Annotated in this window: 15 protein-coding genes; 6 read left to right on the forward strand and 9 right to left on the reverse strand. The window is 64.0% G+C overall.

Annotated elements, in window-relative coordinates:
* Window positions 1–54: 54 nt before the first annotated feature.
* The 9 genes from tldD to mreB form a co-directional block, all read right to left on the reverse strand.
* Window positions 55–1,497: a metalloprotease TldD gene (gene tldD, locus F753_RS40150; RefSeq protein WP_023445920.1), complete on the reverse strand. Its 1,443-nt coding sequence runs from the start codon at window positions 1,495–1,497 to the stop codon at window positions 55–57.
* Window positions 1,498–1,499: 2 nt separating this feature from the next.
* A complete protein-coding gene (locus F753_RS40155; protein WP_031297982.1) occupies window positions 1,500–2,345 on the reverse strand; it encodes a carbon-nitrogen hydrolase family protein in 846 nt (281 codons plus the stop codon).
* 37 nt (window positions 2,346–2,382) lie between these two features.
* A complete protein-coding gene (locus F753_RS40160; RefSeq protein ID WP_023445922.1) occupies window positions 2,383–6,186 on the reverse strand; it encodes a YhdP family protein in 3,804 nt (1,267 codons plus the stop codon).
* Between the two features lie 49 nt (window positions 6,187–6,235).
* Window positions 6,236–7,693 (reverse strand): ribonuclease G, encoded by a 1,458-nt coding sequence (gene rng, locus F753_RS40165; protein WP_003302857.1) that lies wholly within the window; start codon window positions 7,691–7,693, stop codon window positions 6,236–6,238.
* Window positions 7,694–7,778: 85 nt separating this feature from the next.
* The gene (locus F753_RS40170) at window positions 7,779–8,369 is read right to left on the reverse strand and encodes a Maf family protein (protein ID WP_023445923.1); all 591 of its coding nucleotides are present in this window, start codon (window positions 8,367–8,369) and stop codon (window positions 7,779–7,781) included.
* 95 nt (window positions 8,370–8,464) lie between these two features.
* Window positions 8,465–9,613 (reverse strand): PEGA domain-containing protein, encoded by a 1,149-nt coding sequence (locus F753_RS40175; RefSeq protein WP_023445924.1) that lies wholly within the window; start codon window positions 9,611–9,613, stop codon window positions 8,465–8,467.
* 194 nt (window positions 9,614–9,807) lie between these two features.
* Window positions 9,808–10,296 (reverse strand): rod shape-determining protein MreD, encoded by a 489-nt coding sequence (gene mreD, locus F753_RS40180; RefSeq protein ID WP_014821395.1) that lies wholly within the window; start codon window positions 10,294–10,296, stop codon window positions 9,808–9,810.
* Entirely contained in the window at window positions 10,293–11,270 is a 978-nt protein-coding gene (gene mreC / locus F753_RS40185; RefSeq protein WP_023445925.1) for a rod shape-determining protein MreC, read from the reverse strand. The genes mreD and mreC overlap by 4 nt, the downstream gene beginning before the upstream one ends.
* Before the next feature lie 126 nt (window positions 11,271–11,396).
* Window positions 11,397–12,434, reverse strand: coding sequence for a rod shape-determining protein MreB (gene mreB, locus F753_RS40190; RefSeq protein ID WP_003302863.1), 1,038 nt, complete (start codon window positions 12,432–12,434; stop codon window positions 11,397–11,399).
* A gap of 318 nt (window positions 12,435–12,752) precedes the next feature.
* Between mreB and gatC the strand changes: the two genes are divergently transcribed.
* From gatC to F753_RS40220, 6 genes are all read left to right on the forward strand, one after another.
* Window positions 12,753–13,040 (forward strand): Asp-tRNA(Asn)/Glu-tRNA(Gln) amidotransferase subunit GatC, encoded by a 288-nt coding sequence (gene gatC, locus F753_RS40195; protein ID WP_014821398.1) that lies wholly within the window; start codon window positions 12,753–12,755, stop codon window positions 13,038–13,040.
* A gap of 17 nt (window positions 13,041–13,057) precedes the next feature.
* Entirely contained in the window at window positions 13,058–14,509 is a 1,452-nt protein-coding gene (gatA, locus tag F753_RS40200; RefSeq protein ID WP_031297983.1) for an Asp-tRNA(Asn)/Glu-tRNA(Gln) amidotransferase subunit GatA, read from the forward strand.
* An 11-nt stretch (window positions 14,510–14,520) separates the two neighbouring features.
* A complete protein-coding gene (gene gatB / locus F753_RS40205) occupies window positions 14,521–15,966 on the forward strand; it encodes an Asp-tRNA(Asn)/Glu-tRNA(Gln) amidotransferase subunit GatB (RefSeq protein WP_023445927.1) in 1,446 nt (481 codons plus the stop codon).
* A gap of 140 nt (window positions 15,967–16,106) precedes the next feature.
* Window positions 16,107–16,508: a septal ring lytic transglycosylase RlpA family protein gene (locus tag F753_RS40210; protein ID WP_014821401.1), complete on the forward strand. Its 402-nt coding sequence runs from the start codon at window positions 16,107–16,109 to the stop codon at window positions 16,506–16,508.
* A 67-nt stretch (window positions 16,509–16,575) separates the two neighbouring features.
* A complete protein-coding gene (locus F753_RS40215; protein ID WP_023445928.1) occupies window positions 16,576–17,661 on the forward strand; it encodes a calcium/sodium antiporter in 1,086 nt (361 codons plus the stop codon).
* Between the two features lie 38 nt (window positions 17,662–17,699).
* Entirely contained in the window at window positions 17,700–18,785 is a 1,086-nt protein-coding gene (locus tag F753_RS40220) for a calcium/sodium antiporter (protein WP_014821403.1), read from the forward strand.
* Window positions 18,786–18,809 lie beyond the last annotated feature (24 nt).

An 18,809-nucleotide genomic window follows, 5' to 3' on the forward strand; every position in this document is an offset into this window, starting at 1 on the left:
AACCCGTACCTCAACCCCTAGCCTTGAAGCTCGCGGCTGGCACTCGCCGCGGCTTCACGCACCCGTTCCGCCTACGGTTATCTCGTCGATCTTCAGGGTCGGCTGGCCGACGCCCACCGGCACCGACTGCCCATCCTTGCCACAGGTGCCGACACCGCTGTCGAGCGCCAGGTCGTTACCGACCATCGACACCCGGTTCATCACCTCGGGGCCATTGCCTATCAGCGTCGCGCCCTTCACCGGCGCGGTGATCCTGCCGTCCTCGATCAGATAGGCCTCACTGGTGGAGAAGACGAACTTGCCGCTGGTGATGTCGACCTGACCGCCGCCGAGGCTGGCGCAGTAGATGCCCTTCTTCACCGAGCGAATGATTTCCTGCGGATCGCTTTCGCCGGCCAGCATGTAGGTGTTGGTCATGCGCGGCATCGGTAGATGCGCGTAAGACTCGCGGCGGCCGTTACCGGTCGGCGCCACGCCCATAAGGCGGGCGTTTAACTTGTCCTGGATATAACCCTTGAGAATGCCGTTCTCGATCAGCGTGGTGCATTGGGTCGGCGTACCTTCGTCATCGACGCTGAGCGAACCTCGGCGATCCGCCAGGGTACCGTCATCGACGATGGTGCACAGGCTGGACGCCACCTTCTGCCCGATCCGGCCACTGTAGGCCGAGCTGCCCTTGCGATTGAAATCACCCTCCAGGCCATGGCCGACGGCCTCGTGCAACAGCACGCCGGACCAGCCAGGCCCAAGAACGACCGGCAAGGAACCGGCCGGTGCCGACACCGCTTCGAGGTTGACCAGCGCCTGACGCAATGCCTCGCGGGCGTAGCCCATGGCGCGATCCTCGGTGAGGAAGTACTGGTAGCCGGTACGCCCGCCGCCACCCTGGCCACCGCGCTCGCGGCGGCCGTTCTGCTCGACGATCACGCTGACGTTGAAACGCACCAGAGGGCGGATATCGGCTGCCATACCACCGTCCATTCCGGCCACCAGGATATGCTCCCAGACGCCCGCCAGGCTTACGGTCACCTGCTTGATGCGAGGGTCCAGCGCCCTTGTCGCGACGTCGATGCGCTTGAGCAGCTCGACCTTCTCGGCACGGCCGAGCCCGTCGAGCGGATTGTCCTGCGCGTACAACGGCGCGAATGCCGCCCTGGTCAGAACCTTGACCTGGCCTTGCTGGCCGCTGCGCGCGATGGAGCGTGCAGCCTGAGCCGCCTGACGCAATGCATCGGCAGTGATCGCGTTGCTGTAGGCGAAACCGGTTTTCTCGCCGGACAGTGCGCGCACGCCGACCCCCTGCTCCAGATGGAAGCCGCCCTCCTTGACGATGCCATCCTCGAGTACCCAAGACTCGGAAACCTGATCCTGAAAGTACAGGTCCGCCGCATCCACGCCGGGCCCGGCGAGTTCACCGAGCAAGCCTGGCAGGTCATCGATACCCAGGCCGCCAGGTGTCAGCAGTCGCTCGGTGACAGGTAACAGCAGTTCACTCATATTCACTCCAAACGGTCCGTGGCCAGGCACGGTACGGAAAATCGGCGGTGGCGCTGCAGCGGCATTCGCTGGCGGATGGCAGCCTGTTCGGACGCATCCCGAGCGGCAACCAAAGCCGCCTCGCCAGCCGCCTGCTCGCACAGCAGACGGCCCCATGGGTCCACGATAGACGAATGCCCATGGGTGAGGCGACCACCAGGATGCTCTCCACCCTGTGCGGCAGCCAGGATATAGCACTGAGTCTCGATGGCACGGGCACGAATCAACGTCGCCCAGTGCGCTTCACCGGTCACCGTGGTGAACGCCGACGGCACGCTGATCAACTCGGCACCTGCCGCCCTCAGCGCACCATACAGCTCGGCGAAACGCAGGTCATAACACACGCTCAGCCCCAAGCGTCCAACCGGTGTGTCGGCAATCACCAGCCTTTGCCCCGCCGCATAGTCGTCCGATTCACGGTAGTGGCCACGGTTATCTGCAACCTCCGCATCGAACAGATGCAGCTTGTCGTAGCGCGCCACCCGCTGCCCCTGATCATCGAACAGCAGCGAGCAGGCATTCGGCTTGCCCTGCGGGTCGTCGTCGGGCGGTAACGGCAAGGTGCCAGCCACGATCCACAACCTGAGGTCACGGGCGACCTGTTTCAACCAGGGCAGGATCGGCCCGTCGCCAGCGGCTTCGGCGCGACCCAGCCGCGGTAGATCGCTGCGGCCCATTGCGGCGAAGTTCTCCGGTAGCACCGCCAGCCGCGCGCCCGCTTCGGCCGCCTGCTCGAGCAACTCGCGCGCGCGGGCCAGATTGAGCATTACATCCGCCTGGCTGGCCATCTGAATCACGGCTAAGGACATGCTTTCCCCGATGCTGAAAGACCCGGCCCGATGCGGATCAGTTGGGCTTTTCGAATGGTTTGTCGAAGCTGATCTTAGGCGCCTGCCAAGGCCCCTTGACGTCGTACTGTACGCTGGCGAAACGCGCAACGCGGTCGCCGAGCAGCTTGTCCACCACGAACAGCGCCCCGCCGATCGCCGGTGCGCCGACAATCAGCGCCGCCAGCGGCAGGTTGTTGCTGATCGGCAAGGTGACCAGCAACTTGGCGTCGATCTCGTCACGCGCCATATCCAGCCTGCCATCCAGCTCGAGGTTGGTCGACGGACCACTGACGGTGATGGGCTCGCGGGTGTTAAACACACCCTCCTTGGCCAGCAACCGCCCATCCAGCCGGTCGTAACTGAGCCCCTTGCTGAACAGATCGGAGAAATCCAGCCGCAGGCGGCGCCCTATCGAATTGAAGTTGAGCACGCCGAACACGCGCAGCGCCTGGGCGCTGCCGTCGATCTCGACAAACTGCCCCTTGCGCAGCCGAGGTCGCATGCTCCCGGAATAGCGCGCCATGGCGAACCAAGCCGGCGAACCAGGCCACTGCCCATCCACATCCAGGCGAAAACTGTCACTGGTCACCGAAGGCGCAAAGCCCCACGCAAGCGATACGTCAGCGAGATTGCGCCCTTCGAGGCGGCCCTTGTACCAGGTCTGCGCACTGCCCCAGCCGCCGTTCCCGGTAATCTTCAGGCCCTTGAGGTCGAGAGCGATATCGCGGAACTCGGTCCCGCCGCTGACCGGGCGCAGCTTCAACGCCCAGGCGCCGAGCACATCGTCGCCCAGGGAAACCCGTTCGATCGCGACATCCATTGCCGGCAGGCTTTGCGGGTCGACATCATCCAGCGGATCGGGTCGCTCCTTGACCGCCTCGTCGGATTGCGCGGCAGCCGGCAGACGCAGGCGCTGGAGATCGGCAACGATGATGCCGCCCTCGGCATCTGGCAGGCGAACCGAGCCGCTGATGATCGAACTGCGAAGGCCAAGGCCCCAGGCTTCGCTCATTCGCCGCAGGTCCAGCCCAAGATTGTCGATTCGGGTGCCAAAACCTTCGAAACGATCGATATCGACCTGCGCCCGGCGCAGCAGCGAGCCGGTCGTCTGCTGCGCTTGTGCCTTGCCGTGCTGTTCGAGCACCGCCTGCCAGGCTTTCAAGTCGAGCTGCGGCAGGCGTCCCCTGACATAAAGCCCGGCACTGGCCGGAAGATTGGCCGCCCCAGGCCCGAGACGCAGCTCGCCGCGCCCCTGCGCCCAGGCGCCCGGCGGCGCAGCGAACGCCAGCGCGGCGAGCACCCCATGCTGGACGCCGTAGTGACGCTCGGCCCCTTGCAGAGACATCCGCAACGAGGTGTCGCGGCGCTCGCCGGAAGACTTGCCGAACGGCGCTGGCAGATCGATGCGCAGCCCCTGTAGCGACGAGTCGATTTGCAGCTGACTATCCTCACCCGCCAGATCCAGACGCAACTGATAGGGCAGTTCACCGCTGGCGGGCAGCGATTGCCCGATAGCGAGCCACTCAACCAGACGCTGCAACCCCACGGTGCCCTGCGCCTCCAGGCGAGAGGCTGGCTTGCCGGGCGCGCCTGTCGCTACCGCCTTGCCCTTGACCGAAGAGCCGAACAGGCGCGCCTGGATGGCCTCTGCACTCAAGCCTCGCGCGGTGTCGTAGCGGAATTTTCCACTGAGCTGCTCGAAGGCGAGCGCCGGCTCGGGGATCCTCAGCCTCGCATCGTCACTGGCGAAATCCACGATGACTCGCGGAGTGCCCTTGCCCAGCGGGATCTGCAGGTCAAGCGTGCCGCTGAGCGCACCCTGCCCCTGCCAGCCGGCGAACAGCTCGGCAGTACCGATCGGCGCCTCCTGCAGCAACTTCAAGGCGTCCGCCAGACTGCTGCTGACCTGTCCTTTCACCGCCAGTTGCGGCACGTTTCCGGCCCCGGCGCGAGGTATCTCCGCTGTCGCATCCCGCACCTGGCTGTCGAGGATCCGCCCTTCCGCGAGCCGGACACGCACCCCACTGTCTTCGATCAGCACCTCGCCGCGGCCCTGCTGCAGCAGGGGCCAGCCGGACTGAAACGCCAGCTCCGCATCACGCACCTTGAAGTACAGGCTCAGGGCGCGCGCGCTATCGGAAGCGCCCTTGTTCAATGCCCCCTGGTACTGGAAATAACCTTGCTCGACCGTACCGCTGCGGATCGCCTCCCTGAGCCAGTTGACCAGCGCCGGGCTCAACGCCGGCGAGCGTGTCGGCAGGTATTTTTCGGTGAAGCGCGCATCGCCTTCGCTCAAGCCGACCCGCAGGTCCATGTAATCCTCGGCAGCGGGGTCCCGAGCCAGTCGGATAAGGAAGTCTCCGGCGATCTTGCCTTCCTCGCCGTCGATGCGCAGATAGGGCGCAGCCAGCGTGAAGGCCTGCTCATCCAGCGCCCAGGTCAGGCGCCCGCCGACGTGTCGGTAGTGCCACGGCTCGGGATAAAGTGGCGCAAGCTGCAGGCTGAAGTCGTCGCTGTCCACGCGCAACTCGCCGCCGCCCAGGTCACCACGAATGCTGCCACTCGCGTTCCCCACCGCCGGTATCCAGTTCTGCGCAGCAATGCTGATGCGGTCCAGATTGGCAGCGAACTGCAGGCGCTGCGGCGACTCCATCTGCGGGTAGTAGTCGAGCTGCAGGTTGCGCAATGTTCCGTTGGGTTGCAGCGCCGTCAGCGTCTCGGCGGCAGTCGGCGGCAACGGCGCCAGTGCACGAACGAGCGTGGCGATCGGCGCGATAGCCAGCCGATCCGCCTGCAGGCGCCAGTACTGCTGGGCCTGATCCTGCTGAAGCTGGATTCGCGCATCGCCCCAGCGCTCGCCGTCGAGATCGAATGCCAGCCGGTCCAGCAGCAGCCGGTAGCCCTGCTCGTTACGATCGATATACGCCTCGCCCCCCAGGTCCTCGAGCTGAACGGGCTCACGATCGGCAAAGGACATGCTCAGCTGCGACGCGTTCAGCCGTAGAGCCGCACGCTCCAGCGCCTGTTCGCGCCAGCTCACCCACAGCTCGCCACCCATCTTCAGCGTCTGCAGATGCCAATCGGCAGTCAGCCGGCGTGGCAACCAGGCGGCCCAGTCGCTTTGTGGCAGGCTGAGGTAAACCTGCGCCTCGGCTTGCTGCCAGCGTTGCGGCTGCACCCGCCCCTGAATGTTCAAGGCCAGCGGCTGACCATCTGGCAGGATACTGCGCCCGTCCAAGCGGAGCCGCTCGCCGTCGACGCGCAGGCTCAGATCGGTGTAGCTCAAGGTCAGCGGCGACTCACCGAATGGTTCCAGCGTGATCTGGCTGTTGCGCACCACCAACCCACGTACCCGCTGCAACGACTCGAGAATCTTCTGCGGTTCGGGCGGTTTCTGCTCGGTACGGGCCGGCAAGCCCTCCACTCGCCACTTGCCCTCGGCATCTTCAGCGACAGACAGCTGCACGCCGCTAAACTCCAACCGGCTCAACCGCCACGCTCGCGCCCAGAGGCTGGCCGCCAGATCTGGGACGATGGCAATACGGTCCAGGCGCATCGCGCTGTCACCCTCGCCGAGCAATACATCATGCGCCAGCAAACGGGGAGCGAAACCCTCCCAGCGGCCTTCGAGCCTGCCCAGCGCGATTGGCATGCCCAGCGCCGCCTGCGCCTTCTCCTGCACCTCGGCCCGGTACTCGGCGATTACAGGCACCAGCTGCCGCCCCAGACTCACGTAGAGCGCGGCCAGAATCAGCCCGAACGCGATTACCCAGAACAGCTGGCGCGACAGTGTCACGAGGAAGGCGGCGAGGCGGTTCATCTGGATGCGCTCCGGTCATCCTGGCCCTTGCGGCCCGGTCTACCATTGTTCAGAGCAACACCACGTCGTACTGTTCCTGGGAGTACATGCTTTCCACCTGGAACTTGATCGAGCGACCGATAAAGGCCTCCAGGTCGGCGACATTGCCCGACTCCTCGTCGAGCAGACGATCGATCACCTTCTGATTGGCCAGCACCCGGTAGCCTTCCGCCTGGTAGGCCCGCGCCTCACGCAGGATCTCGCGGAATATCTCGTAGCACACGGTCTCCGGCGTCTTCAGCTTGCCGCGCCCCTGACAGCACATGCAGGGTTCGCACAGCACCTGTTCGAGGCTTTCGCGGGTGCGCTTGCGGGTCATCTGCACCAGGCCGAGTTCGGTGATGCCGATGATGTTGGTCTTGGCGTGATCGCGCTCGAGCTGCTTCTCCAGCGTGCGCAGGACCTGGCGACGATGCTCCTCGTCCTCCATGTCGATGAAGTCGATGATGATGATGCCGCCCAGATTGCGCAGCCTGAGCTGGCGGGCAATGGCAGTGGCCGACTCGAGATTGGTCTTGAAAATGGTTTCTTCCAGCGTGCGATGACCGACGAAGGCACCGGTGTTGACGTCGATCGTGGTCATCGCCTCGGCCGGATCGATGATCAGGTAACCGCCGGACTTGAGCATGACCTTGCGCTCCAGCGCCTTCTGGATCTCGTCCTCGACGCCATAGAGATCGAAGATCGGCCGCTCGCCCGGATAGTGTTCGAGGCGGTCGCCCAGTTCGGGCATCAGCTCGCCGACGAACTGGGTGACCTTCTGGAAATTCTCCCGCGAATCGATACGGATCTTCTCGATCCGCGGATTGACCAGATCACGCAGGGTGCGCATGGCCAGAGAGAGGTCTTCGTAGATCACCGTGGGCGCTTCAACGGTCTTGATCTGACTGGCGATCTGCTCCCACAGACGGCGCAGATAGCGGATATCCATGAGTATCTCGTCGCTGCCGGCCCCTTCAGCCGCGGTACGCAGGATGAAGCCACCGGCTTCCTGGATGCCCTCTGCCTCAACGCATTCGGCAACGACCTGCTTGAGCCGCTCGCGCTCGGCTTCATCTTCGATACGCAGGGAAATGCCGACATGGCTGGTACGCGGCATGTACACCAGGTAGCGCGATGGGATCGACAGCTGCGTGGTCAGGCGCGCGCCCTTGGTGCCAATGGGGTCCTTGGTGACCTGCACCACCAGACTCTGGCCTTCGTGAACCAGGGCGTTGATCGGCTCGACCGCATTACCCTCGCGGGCGGAAATCTCGGAAGCATGGATGAACGCGGCGCGATCCAGCCCTATGTCGACGAACGCCGCTTGCATACCCGGCAGGACGCGCACCACCTTGCCCTTGTAGATGTTGCCGACGATGCCGCGGCGCTGGGTGCGCTCGACATGCACCTCCTGCAGGACACCGTTCTCCACCACCGCCACCCGCGACTCCATGGGGGTGATGTTCATCAGGATTTCTTCGCTCATTGTTGTTCTCGGCGGTGGCTTGATGTGCAGCGCTAGCTGGTGGTTGAGTCGATTCTAACCGGCCTGCGCGCCGAAGCCACAGGCTCTAGCTTGAGCCTTTGGTCCAACGTGGAAGTCCGAAGGCGTCGATCAGCTGCGCCGTTTCACATAACGGCAGGCCAACCACCGCCGAATAGCTGCCGTGCAACTGGCTGACGAACACCGCACCCCAGCCCTGGATGGCGTAACCGCCCGCCTTGTCCGCCGGCTCCCCGCAATCCCAATAGCGTTCGGCTTCGGCTTCGTCGATGGTACGGAAGGTCACCTCGCTGATGACCACACGCACCTCGCAGGCACTTCGACTGGCCAGCGCGACGGCGGTCATGACCCGGTGCGTACGCCCGGATAACGCCGCCAGCATGGCGAGCCCGTCGGCACGGTCGGCAGGCTTGCCGAGAATATGCTGATCGAGCACCACGCTGGTGTCGGCACCCAGCACGCAGCCGTCGCGATCCCCCAGACTGACGAGCCCGGCGAGCGCCTTGTCGCGCGCAACGCGCTCGACATACGCCTCGGGCGACTCGGTTGGCGAGGGCGTTTCATCGACGGACACGCTGATGAGAGAAAACGGCACGCCAATCTGCGCGAGCAATTCGCGGCGGCGGGGTGATGCCGAGGCAAGAAACAGAGCGCCCATGGCAGTTCCTCAGACGGTAAAGCGACAGCGTCGCATATCCGGGGTACGTCGAGGAAGGCGCAGAGGACCGGCGTAAGGACTACGACGGGCATGGATCAGAACTTGAAGTTGACCACCTGATCACCCTTGAGCGACAGCGTGCGCTTCTGGGTAATGCCACCGGAGGTGACCTGAATGTCATAGACACCGCTGTCGAGCACCAGCGAAACCGGCGTGGCGCCATGCTCCTGGTCGTTGATGCGGACCCTATCGTCGTACTTGTTGCTACGCACGATCAGCGAGTGGGTCTTGCTGTCGCATTGCTCGTAGGGCACATCGAGAATCGCGCACGGCATCATCTTCTTCGCCGTGATGGTCGCCTCGACGTTCATCTGCGCGTTGACGGTGCCGTCCAGGCTCATGCTTGCCTGGGCGAAATCGGTACGTGTGCGGTAGCGGTACCAGGCGGTATCCAGGTCGACATCGACAATCTGCTCGCGGATATCCTCGGCCAGCACACGCTGGTAGTTTTCCAGCACCCATTGCGACATCTGACCATCGTTGCGGTGCTCGGCCAGGCAGGCCGCGAGACTCTTGCTGGCGGAACAGCGGAACGAAACCGACTGCTCGAAGCGAATGGTCTTGTCCAGCTTGCGGGCAATGGCCTGAATCTTCTTGCTGTTGCGCTCGCGAACCTCGGCCGCCAGCTGGGTCTTGAGACGATCGACGTCACGCGCGGCAAGCGAGAACTTCAGGTGCTGGCTGCCGAGATCCTTCTCCAGAGCTTCGACGCGTTCGCCAATGGCTTTCTCGGCTTCGGCACTACGTTTGTGCTCGTCCAGCAGCTCATCGAGACGCTTGCGCTCGGCGCTCTGACCGAGGAAGTCGTCGACCTCCAGGCGAATCAGCTTCTTGCTGTTGGCCAGCTGCAATTGCACGGCAGCGAGCTCGCTCTTCTCGGCTCGCAGCGCATCTTCAAGCTTCTGCTTTTCAAGGAGAATGGCGTCGAGCTCTGCAATCTTGCCGGCCAGCTGCTCGGCGCGAGGCGAATCGGCAGCGGACTCAGAGGGAGCGGTAACGGTGGAGAGCGTACCTGGGGCCGACAGCTTGGCCAACTGAGGGGCCTGCGGGGCGCTATCGGCCTGAGAGTAACCAGTGCTCATGACCAGCGTCATCAGCAGCGACCCTACCGCGCCGGCAGCCAGCACCGCACGGGCGCCACGAGAGCCTTGCGGCCTGGAAAAAATCGAACTGCCAGCTTCCATACTCATCGCCCGTGCTGTTGTGCTTATCGTCTTCTGAAGCAGAAACCAGTAATGGCGGAACGCCATAGCGGCAGCATGATTTCAGAATTGCTTTGGAGCAGCAAGGCGTAAGCCGTGCCCGGCGGCACAAACCCACACAAAAGATCAGATTTTTTCAGCGCAGAGTACGACGGACGAAATTGACCGGGCGTTGGTCAATACACCGCAAATCGCTGACGCAGCCCCTGCAACGCGACATAAACCCAAGGCCAGAGCAACGCGCTGACCGGCACAGGCACGAGGAACAGCAGCGTCGGCGGCCTATTACCGGTCAGCGTGTTCAGCCAGAGCTGCACCAACTGGGCGAGGCCGAGCACAACCAGCAGCACCATGCTCTGTTGCCACAGCGGAAACATGCGCAGGCGTTGTTGCAGGCTCAGCACCAGAAAAGCGATCAGGATCAGCGGCAAGGCGCTCTGGCCGAACAGCGTGCCGGCCAGCACGTCCTGCGCGAGCCCAAAACAGAACGCGGCGCCCAGCCCACCGCGATGCGGCAGAACCAACGACCAGAAGGCGATGACCAACCCCAGCCATAGCGGCCGTGCGATCTCCGCGCTGCCGGGCATGGGCGCGACGCTGAGCAGCAGCGCGATCGTCAGGCTGAACCAGATGACCCATCCATTATTCGGCCGCCCGCTGATCATTGCGCCTCCTCCGATACCGTTGTCGACGACGAGGCGGCGGGCGCCTGCTCGGAATCGCTCGTTTCAGCCCCTGCCTCAGCAGCAGGTGCAGGTGCGGCTGCCTCCGCGCCTTCGGCAGCGGCTTTCTGATCGGCATCGGCCTGGGCCTCGGCAGCGTCGGCGGCCCGCTCTTCCGGCGTCCGCGAATCGCTGAAGACCAGCATCAGATAGCGGCTGCGATTGAGCATGGCGGTCGGCACCGCACGTACGATGGCGAACGGCTGGCCGGAGCCGTGCACCACCTCGGTCACCTGCGCCACCGGATAGCCGCTAGGGAATCGCTGACCGAGCCCGGAACTGACCAGCAAATCTCCTGCTTTGACATCAGCCGTTTCGGCCACATGGCGCAGCTCTAGATAGTCTGGATTGCCGGTGCCCACGGCGATCGCACGCAGTCCGTTGCGGTTGACCTGCACCGGAATGCTATGGGTGACATCGGTCAGCAGCAGCACGCGCGCGGCATACGGCAGCACCTCGACGACCTGCCCCATCAGGCCGCTGGCATCGAGCACCGGCTGCCCCATGAAGACGCCGTCCTTCTCGCCCTTGTCGATCAGGATGCGATGGGTGAACGGGTTCGGATCGAGCCCGATCAGCTCGGCGACGATGACCTTGTCATCCACCAGCGCCGCCGAGTTGAGCAACTCGCGCAGGCGCACGTTCTGCTCGGTGAGCATCGCCAGCTTCTGCAGGCGCCGCTGCATCAGCAGCGCCTCGGCCTTGAGCTTCTCGTTCTCGGCCATCAGGCTGCTGCTACTGGCGATCTGCTCGGTCGCACCTCTCCAGATCCGCACCGGCATGTCGGCGACCCAGTAGAACGGCGTCAGTACCAGCCCCATCTGGCTGCGTACCGCCTTCAGCGCGTCGAAGCGTGCATCCACCACCATCAGCACGACACAAAGCACGACGAACACCAGCAGGCGCACACCGAGCAAAGGTCCCTTGGCAAATAGCGGCTTGATTGCAACTACCTCACGAGTAAAAGCTTGAGACTAAACGCGACAAGCCGAAAGCCGGTGCGACCGGATCTTTCGGCTTGTCATGAGCACAGCGGCGCAGGCTCACTCCGTGGACAGCAGGTCCATGGCGTGACGATCCATCATCTCCAGCGCGCGACCACCGCCACGGGCGACGCAGGTCAGCGGCTCCTCGGCGACGATCACCGGCAGACCGGTTTCCTGGGCGAGCAGCTTGTCCAGATCACGCAGCAGCGCGCCGCCGCCTGTCAACACCAGGCCGCGCTCGGCGATGTCGGAGGCCAGCTCCGGCGGAGATTGCTCCAGCGCGCTCTTGACCGCTTGAACGATGGTCGCCAGCGATTCCTGCAGGGCTTCGAGCACTTCGTTGGAATTCAGGGTGAAGCTGCGCGGCACGCCTTCGGCCAGGTTGCGGCCACGGACGTCCACTTCGCGGACCTCGCCGCCCGGGAAGGCGGTACCGATTTCCTGCTTGATGCGCTCGGCAGTGGATTCGCCGATCAGGCTGCCGTAGTTGCGACGCACGTAGGTCACGATGGATTCGTCGAAACGATCACCGCCGACTCGCACGGATTCGGCGTAGACCACGCCGTTGAGGGAGATCAGCGCGATCTCGGTGGTACCTCCACCGATGTCTACGACCATGGAGCCGCGGGCCTCGTCCACCGGCAGACCGGCACCGATCGCAGCGGCCATCGGTTCCTCGATCAGGAACACTTCGCGAGCACCGGCGCCGAGTGCGGACTCACGAATTGCACGACGCTCGACCTGGGTCGACTTGCAGGGCACGCAGATCAGCACGCGCGGGCTGGGCTGCAGGAAGCTGTTCTCGTGCACCTTGTTGATGAAGTACTGCAGCATCTTCTCGCAGACGCTGAAGTCGGCGATCACACCGTCCTTCATCGGACGGATCGCGTTGATGTTGCCCGGGGTACGGCCCAGCATGCGCTTGGCCTCGGTGCCGACGGCGACAACGCTCTTCTGGTTGCCGTGGCTACGAATGGCGACTACAGAGGGTTCGTCGAGAACAATGCCGCGATCGCGCACATAAATAAGGGTATTGGCAGTGCCCAGGTCGATCGACAGATCACTGGAAAACATGCCACGCAGTTTCTTGAACATGGGAAAAGGGCCCTGGGGCAAACGCGTGGGGAAAAAAGTGCCGCAAACTCTAACAATGGTGCGAAGTTAGGGCAAGGCGAGAGTCCGCCCGCGTGGCGCCAGAAATGAGGCATTGCGTGCCAGGTCGCATGACGGTGGTCGCCACTCATCCTAAGGCCGCGCACCGCGTCCACGCTACCGATAACCGCCTCGGGCATGTAAGATTGACGGCTTTTCCGGGCCAGAAAGCCCATTGCCGCGGCTCGTCCCGTGCTGCCATGCACCCCGTCCAGTCGACGGAAGGTGCAGTCCCGATTCGCTTTCCGCTGGAGATACCCGATGGCGCTTGAACGCACCGAGGTGGAGAAGATCGCTCATCTGGCCCGCCTGGGCCTGTCTGAAGCCGACCTGCCCCGCACCACCGAGACCCTCAACAATATCCTCGGCCTGATCGACCGCATGCAGGCGGTCGACACCACTGGTATCGAGCCGCTGGCCCACCCGCTGGAAACCACCCAGCGCCTGCGTGCCGATGCAGTCACCGAGAGCAACCAGCGTGATGCCTACCAGGCCATCGCACCCGCCGTGGAAGAAGGCCTCTATCTGGTTCCGCGAGTGATCGAGTGATGATGAAGGATTCCGACATGCACAACCTGACGCTTGCCGAGATCGCCCGCAACCTCGCCGAGAAGCACTTCTCCGCCGAGGAGCTGACGCGCACCCTGCTGGCCCGCATCGAGCAGCTCGACCCGCAGCTCAACGCGTTTATCAGCGTGACCGACGAGCTTGCCCTCGCACAGGCCAAGGCCGCCGACGCGCGTCGCGCCGCCGGCGAGAACGGCGCCCTGCTCGGCACACCGATCGGCCACAAGGACCTGTTCTGCACCCAGGGCATCCGCACCAGCTGCGGCTCGAAGATTCTCGACAACTTCAATGCGCCCTACGATGCCACCGTGGTGGAACGACTCGCAGCTGCCGGCACAGTTACCCTCGGCAAGCTGAACATGGACGAATTCGCCATGGGCTCGGCCAACGAGTCGAGCTATTACGGCGCGGTGAAGAACCCCTGGGACCTGACCCGGGTACCGGGCGGCTCCTCCGGCGGTTCCGCCGCGGCCATCGCCGCACGACTGTTGCCCGCTGCGACCGGCACCGACACCGGCGGTTCGATCCGCCAGCCGGCTGCGCTGACCAACCTCACCGGCCTCAAGCCGACCTACGGCCGGGTATCGCGCTGGGGCATGGTCGCCTATGCATCGAGTCTCGATCAGGGCGGCCCGATGGCACGCACGGCCGAAGACTGCGCGCTGCTGTTGTCGGCAATGGCCGGCTTCGACGCCAAGGACTCCACCAGCGTCGACCAGCCGCTGGACGATTACCTCGCCGCGCTGAGCCAGCCGCTCGCCGGTCTGCGCATCGGCCTGCCGAAGGAGTACTTCGGCGCCGGCCTCGATCCGAAGATCGCTGACGCCGTCATGGCATCCGTCGAGGAACTGAAGAAGCTCGGCGCCACGGTCAAGGAAATCAGCCTGCCGAACATGCAGCATGCGATTCCTTCCTACTACGTGATCGCGCCAGCCGAGGCCTCTTCCAACCTCTCGCGTTTCGATGGCGTACGCTTCGGCTATCGCTGCGAAAACCCGGTCGACCTGACCGACCTCTACAAGCGCTCGCGCGCCGAAGGCTTCGGTGACGAGGTCAAGCGGCGCATCATGGTCGGCACCTACGCGCTGTCCGCCGGTTACTACGATGCCTACTACCTCAAGGCGCAGAAAATCCGCCGTCTGATCAAGCAGGACTTCGTCGCTGCCTTCGAGCAGGTCGACGTGATCCTCGGCCCGACCACGCCGAACCTGGCCTGGAAGCTGGGCGAGAAGAACGCCGATCCGGTTTCGGCCTATCTGGAAGACATCTACACCATCACCGCCAACCTGGCGGGCATTCCGGGCCTGTCGATGCCGGCCGGCTTCATTGATGGCCTGCCGGTGGGTGTGCAACTGCTGGCGCCGTACTTCCAGGAAGCGCGCCTGCTCAATGTGGCGCACCAGTATCAACAAGTCACCGATTGGCACATGCGCGCCCCGGCCGGATTCTGAGGAGATTGAAGATGCAATGGGAAACCGTGATCGGGCTGGAGATCCACGCACAGCTCGCGACCCAGTCGAAGATCTTTTCCGGCAGCGCCACCACCTTCGGCGCCGAGCCCAACACCCAGGCCAGCCTGGTCGACCTCGGCATGCCCGGCACCCTGCCGGTGCTCAATGCCGAAGCCGTGCGCATGGCCTGCAAGTTCGGCCTGGCGATCGATGCCGAGATCGCGCCGAAGAACGTCTTCGCGCGCAAGAACTACTTCTACCCCGACCTGCCCAAGGGCTACCAGACCAGCCAGATGGACCATCCCATCGTCGGCAAGGGCTATCTGGACATTACCCTGGAAGACGGCAGCACGCGGCGCATCGGCATCACCCGCGCGCACCTGGAAGAGGACGCCGGCAAGAGCCTGCACGAAGACTTCCACGGCATGAGCGGCATCGACCTCAACCGCGCCGGCACCCCGCTGCTGGAGATCGTCTCCGAGCCGGACATCCGTTCGGCCAAGGAAGCGGTCGCCTACGTCAAGGCGATGCATTCGCTGGTGCGCTACCTGGGCATCTGCGACGGCAATATGGCCGAAGGCTCGCTGCGCTGCGACTGCAACGTCTCGGTGCGGCCGAAAGGCCAGACCGAGTTCGGCACCCGCGCCGAAATCAAGAACGTCAACTCGTTCCGCTTTATCGAAAAAGCCATCAACCACGAAGTGCAGCGGCAGATCGAGCTGATCGAGGACGGCGGCAAGGTGGTGCAGGAAACCCGCCTGTACGACCCGAACAAGGACGAGACGCGCTCCATGCGCAGCAAGGAAGAAGCCAACGACTACCGCTACTTCCCCTGCCCCGACCTGCTACCGGTGGTGATCGAGCAGAGCTTCCTCGACGAAGTCCGCGCCAGCCTGCCGGAACTGCCGGTGCAGAAGCGCGAGCGCTTCGAGCGCGAGTTCGGCCTGTCCGCCTACGACGCCAGCGTACTCTCTGCCAGCCGCGAACTGGCCGACTACTTCGAACAAGTCAACAGCACCTGCGGCGACGCCAAGCTGGCCGCCAACTGGGTGATGGGCGAGCTTTCCAGCCTGCTCAACAAGGAAGCCCTGGAGATCGAGCAGTCACCGGTTAGCGCCGAGCAGCTGGGCGGCATGATCCTGCGCATCAAGGACGACACCATCAGCGGCAAGATCGCCAAGATGGTCTTCGAGGCCATGGCCGCCGGCGAAGGCTCGGCTGACGAGATCATCGAGAAGAAGGGCCTCAAGCAGGTCACTGATTCCGGCGCCATCGAGTCGATGCTGGACGAAGTGCTGGCAGCGAATGCCGAGCAGGTCGAACAGTACCGCGCCAGCGACGAAGCCAAGCGCGGCAAGATGCTCGGCTTCTTCGTCGGCCAGGCGATGAAGGCTTCCAAGGGCAAGGCCAACCCTGGCCAGGTGAACCAACTGCTGAAGAAAAAACTCGAAGGCTAAGCTGAGCGATGGCCCTCCGCGGTTGCCCCTGCTGCAACCGCGGACATCGCTGCATCACCGCTCCCGGCATCGCCACAACGTCACGAAACCTGCCGCGGGCCATCGCCGACTCAGCGATCGACCCAACGGAAGGATTGTTCATGCGCCTGACACGCTTCACCGCCCTATTGTTGCTGGCCTTGCTGGTCAGCGGCTGCGCAGATCGCCAGCCGGCCCAACCCGCCAAGGCACCACCAACCACGCAAGAGCGCTTCAGCCAGAGCGGCAAGGCCTCCTATTACGCGAGGATGCATCACGGCCAGCGTACCGCCAACGGCGAAACCCATGATCAGAACGCGCTGGTGGCCGCTCATCGCAGCCTGCCTTTCGGCACGCGGGTGCGGGTCACCAACGAGCAGAACGGCAAGCAGGTGGTGGTACGTATCAACGACCGCGGACCATTTCGCCGCGGCCGCATCATCGACCTTTCCCGCGCCGCGGCGGCACAACTGGACATGCTCAAGACCGGCGTGATCCGCGTGCGTATCGAAACCCTCCCATGAAGGAACAGGCACCTGCAGTGATGTCACCGAGCACAGACTGCGCTACCCCAGCCAAGGGAGCGCCCGCATGTCGCTGATTACCTTTGGCTACCTCATCAGCGGCCTGGTACTGCTCGTCGTCGGTGCCGAAGCGCTGGTACGCGGCGCGGCCAAACTGGCCAGCCGCTTCGGCATTCCGCCCCTGATCATCGGATTGACGGTGGTGGCCTTCGGCACCAGCGCCCCGGAAACAGCCGTCAGCGTGCAGGCGTCGCTGAATGGCAGCGGTGACATCGCAGTAGGCAACGTGATCGGCAGCAACATCGCGAACATCCTACTGATTCTCGGCATTTCCGCACTGATCGCACCGCTGGTGGTATCCCGGCAACTGATCCGCCTCGATGTGCCAGTGATGATCGGCGCCGGCCTGCTCTGCTATGGACTGGCCTGGAACGGCAGCATCAGCCGACTGGACGGTACCCTGCTGCTCGTTGCCCTGATTGGTTACACGCTGTTTCTGGTCCTCGCCAGCAAGCGGGACAAGCCGGGACCAGGCGTCGATGAATTCGACACCGAGTTCGGCCCGGACGCTGGCGACAAGCCTTATGCCTGGGTGCTCCAGCTGCTGCTGATCCTGCTCGGCCTGGGGCTGCTGGTGGGAGGCTCGAATCTGCTGATCGAAGGTGCCGTTGGCCTTGCGCGCGCGCTCGGTCTTTCCGAGCTGGTCATCGGCCTGACGGTGGTTGCGGTCGGCACCTCGATGCCGGAGCTGGCGACCTCGGTGCTGGCGGTCATCAAGGGGGAGCGCGACATTGCTGTCGGCAATGTGGTGGGCAGCTGCATCTTCAACCTGCTGCTGGTACTCGGCGCCGGCGCCGCGGTGGCCGCGGAAGGCCTGTCCATTTCCCCCAATGCGCAGTCCTTCGACTTCCCGGTAATGCTGGCCGTGTTCGTCGCCTGCCTGCCGATTTTCTTTTCCGGGTATTGCATCCGGCGCTGGGAAGGGCTGATGTTTTTCGCCTATTACCTGGCCTACACCCTGTATCTGGTGATGTTCGCCACCGGCCTGGGTGCGATCGAGCTGCTGCGCGACGCGATGCTCTGGTTCGCGTTCCCCTTGACGGCCGTCACGCTTTTGGTGATCTTCCTGCGCGCCTGGCAACACCAGCGCTGAAACACCCACTTTCTGGATTTTTTGCGGAGCGCCCCATCGTGACCCTGATGACCTTTGTCTACCTCATAGCCGGCCTGGTGCTGCTCGTCGCCGGCGCGGAGGTCCTGGTGCGAGGTGCAGCCAAACTCGCCGCCCAGTTCGGCATCTCCCCACTGGTCATTGGCCTCACCGTGGTCGCCTTCGGCACCAGCGCGCCGGAGACGGCCGTCAGCGTGCAGGCCGCACTCAATGGCAGCGGTGACATCGCGATCGGTAACGTCGTGGGCAGCAACATCGCCAACGTGCTGCTGATTCTCGGCATGACCGCACTGGTCGCACCACTGGTGGTATCGCGTCAGCTGATCCGCCTGGACGTGCCGATCATGATCGGCGCCAGCCTGGTGACCTTCGGCCTGGCGTGGGACGGAGAACTCAGCCGTATCGACGGTGCACTGCTGTTCACCGCGGTAGTGGTCTACACGCTGTTCCTGATCATAAGCAGTCGCCGCGAAAAAGCTGCGGAAGTCGACGACGAGTTTGCCAAGGAGTTCGGGCTGGATGAGCCGGCCAAGCCGCATGCTGGGCTGATCAACGCTGGCCTGGTGATCGCAGGCCTGGTGTTGCTGGTGGTGGGCTCCAATTTCCTCGTCGAGGGCGCCGTGGCCCTGGCCCGGGCGCTCGGCCTATCGGAGTTGGTCATTGGCCTGACCGTGATCGCCATCGGCACCTCACTGCCAGAACTGGCCACCTCGATCATGGCGGCCTTTCGCGGCGAGCGCGATATCGCCGTCGGCAACATCGTTGGCAGCAACATCTTCAATCTGCTCTGCGTACTCGGCCTGGCCTCGCTGGTGTCGCCGCAGGCGATCGGCGTGTCTTCGAACGCGCTAGCCTTTGATTTCCCGGTGATGATCGCGGTAGCGGTAGCCTGCCTGCCGATCTTCTTCGCCGGCTACTGCATCAAGCGCTGGGAAGGCGCCCTGTTCGTCGCTTATTACGTGGCTTACACCCTGTACCTGGTGCTGACCAGTACCGGCCGCCCGTTCGCGGAAACCTTTGGCGACGCCATGCTGGGCTATGCACTGCCGCTGACCGCGATCACGCTGCTGGTCATCGCCGGCCGCGCCTGGAAAACCCAGCGCTGACAACAGGACAAACCACCGGCGGGC

The sequence above is a fragment of the Stutzerimonas chloritidismutans AW-1 genome, from assembly GCF_000495915.1.
In the GTDB taxonomy this organism is placed as follows: domain Bacteria; phylum Pseudomonadota; class Gammaproteobacteria; order Pseudomonadales; family Pseudomonadaceae; genus Stutzerimonas; species Stutzerimonas chloritidismutans.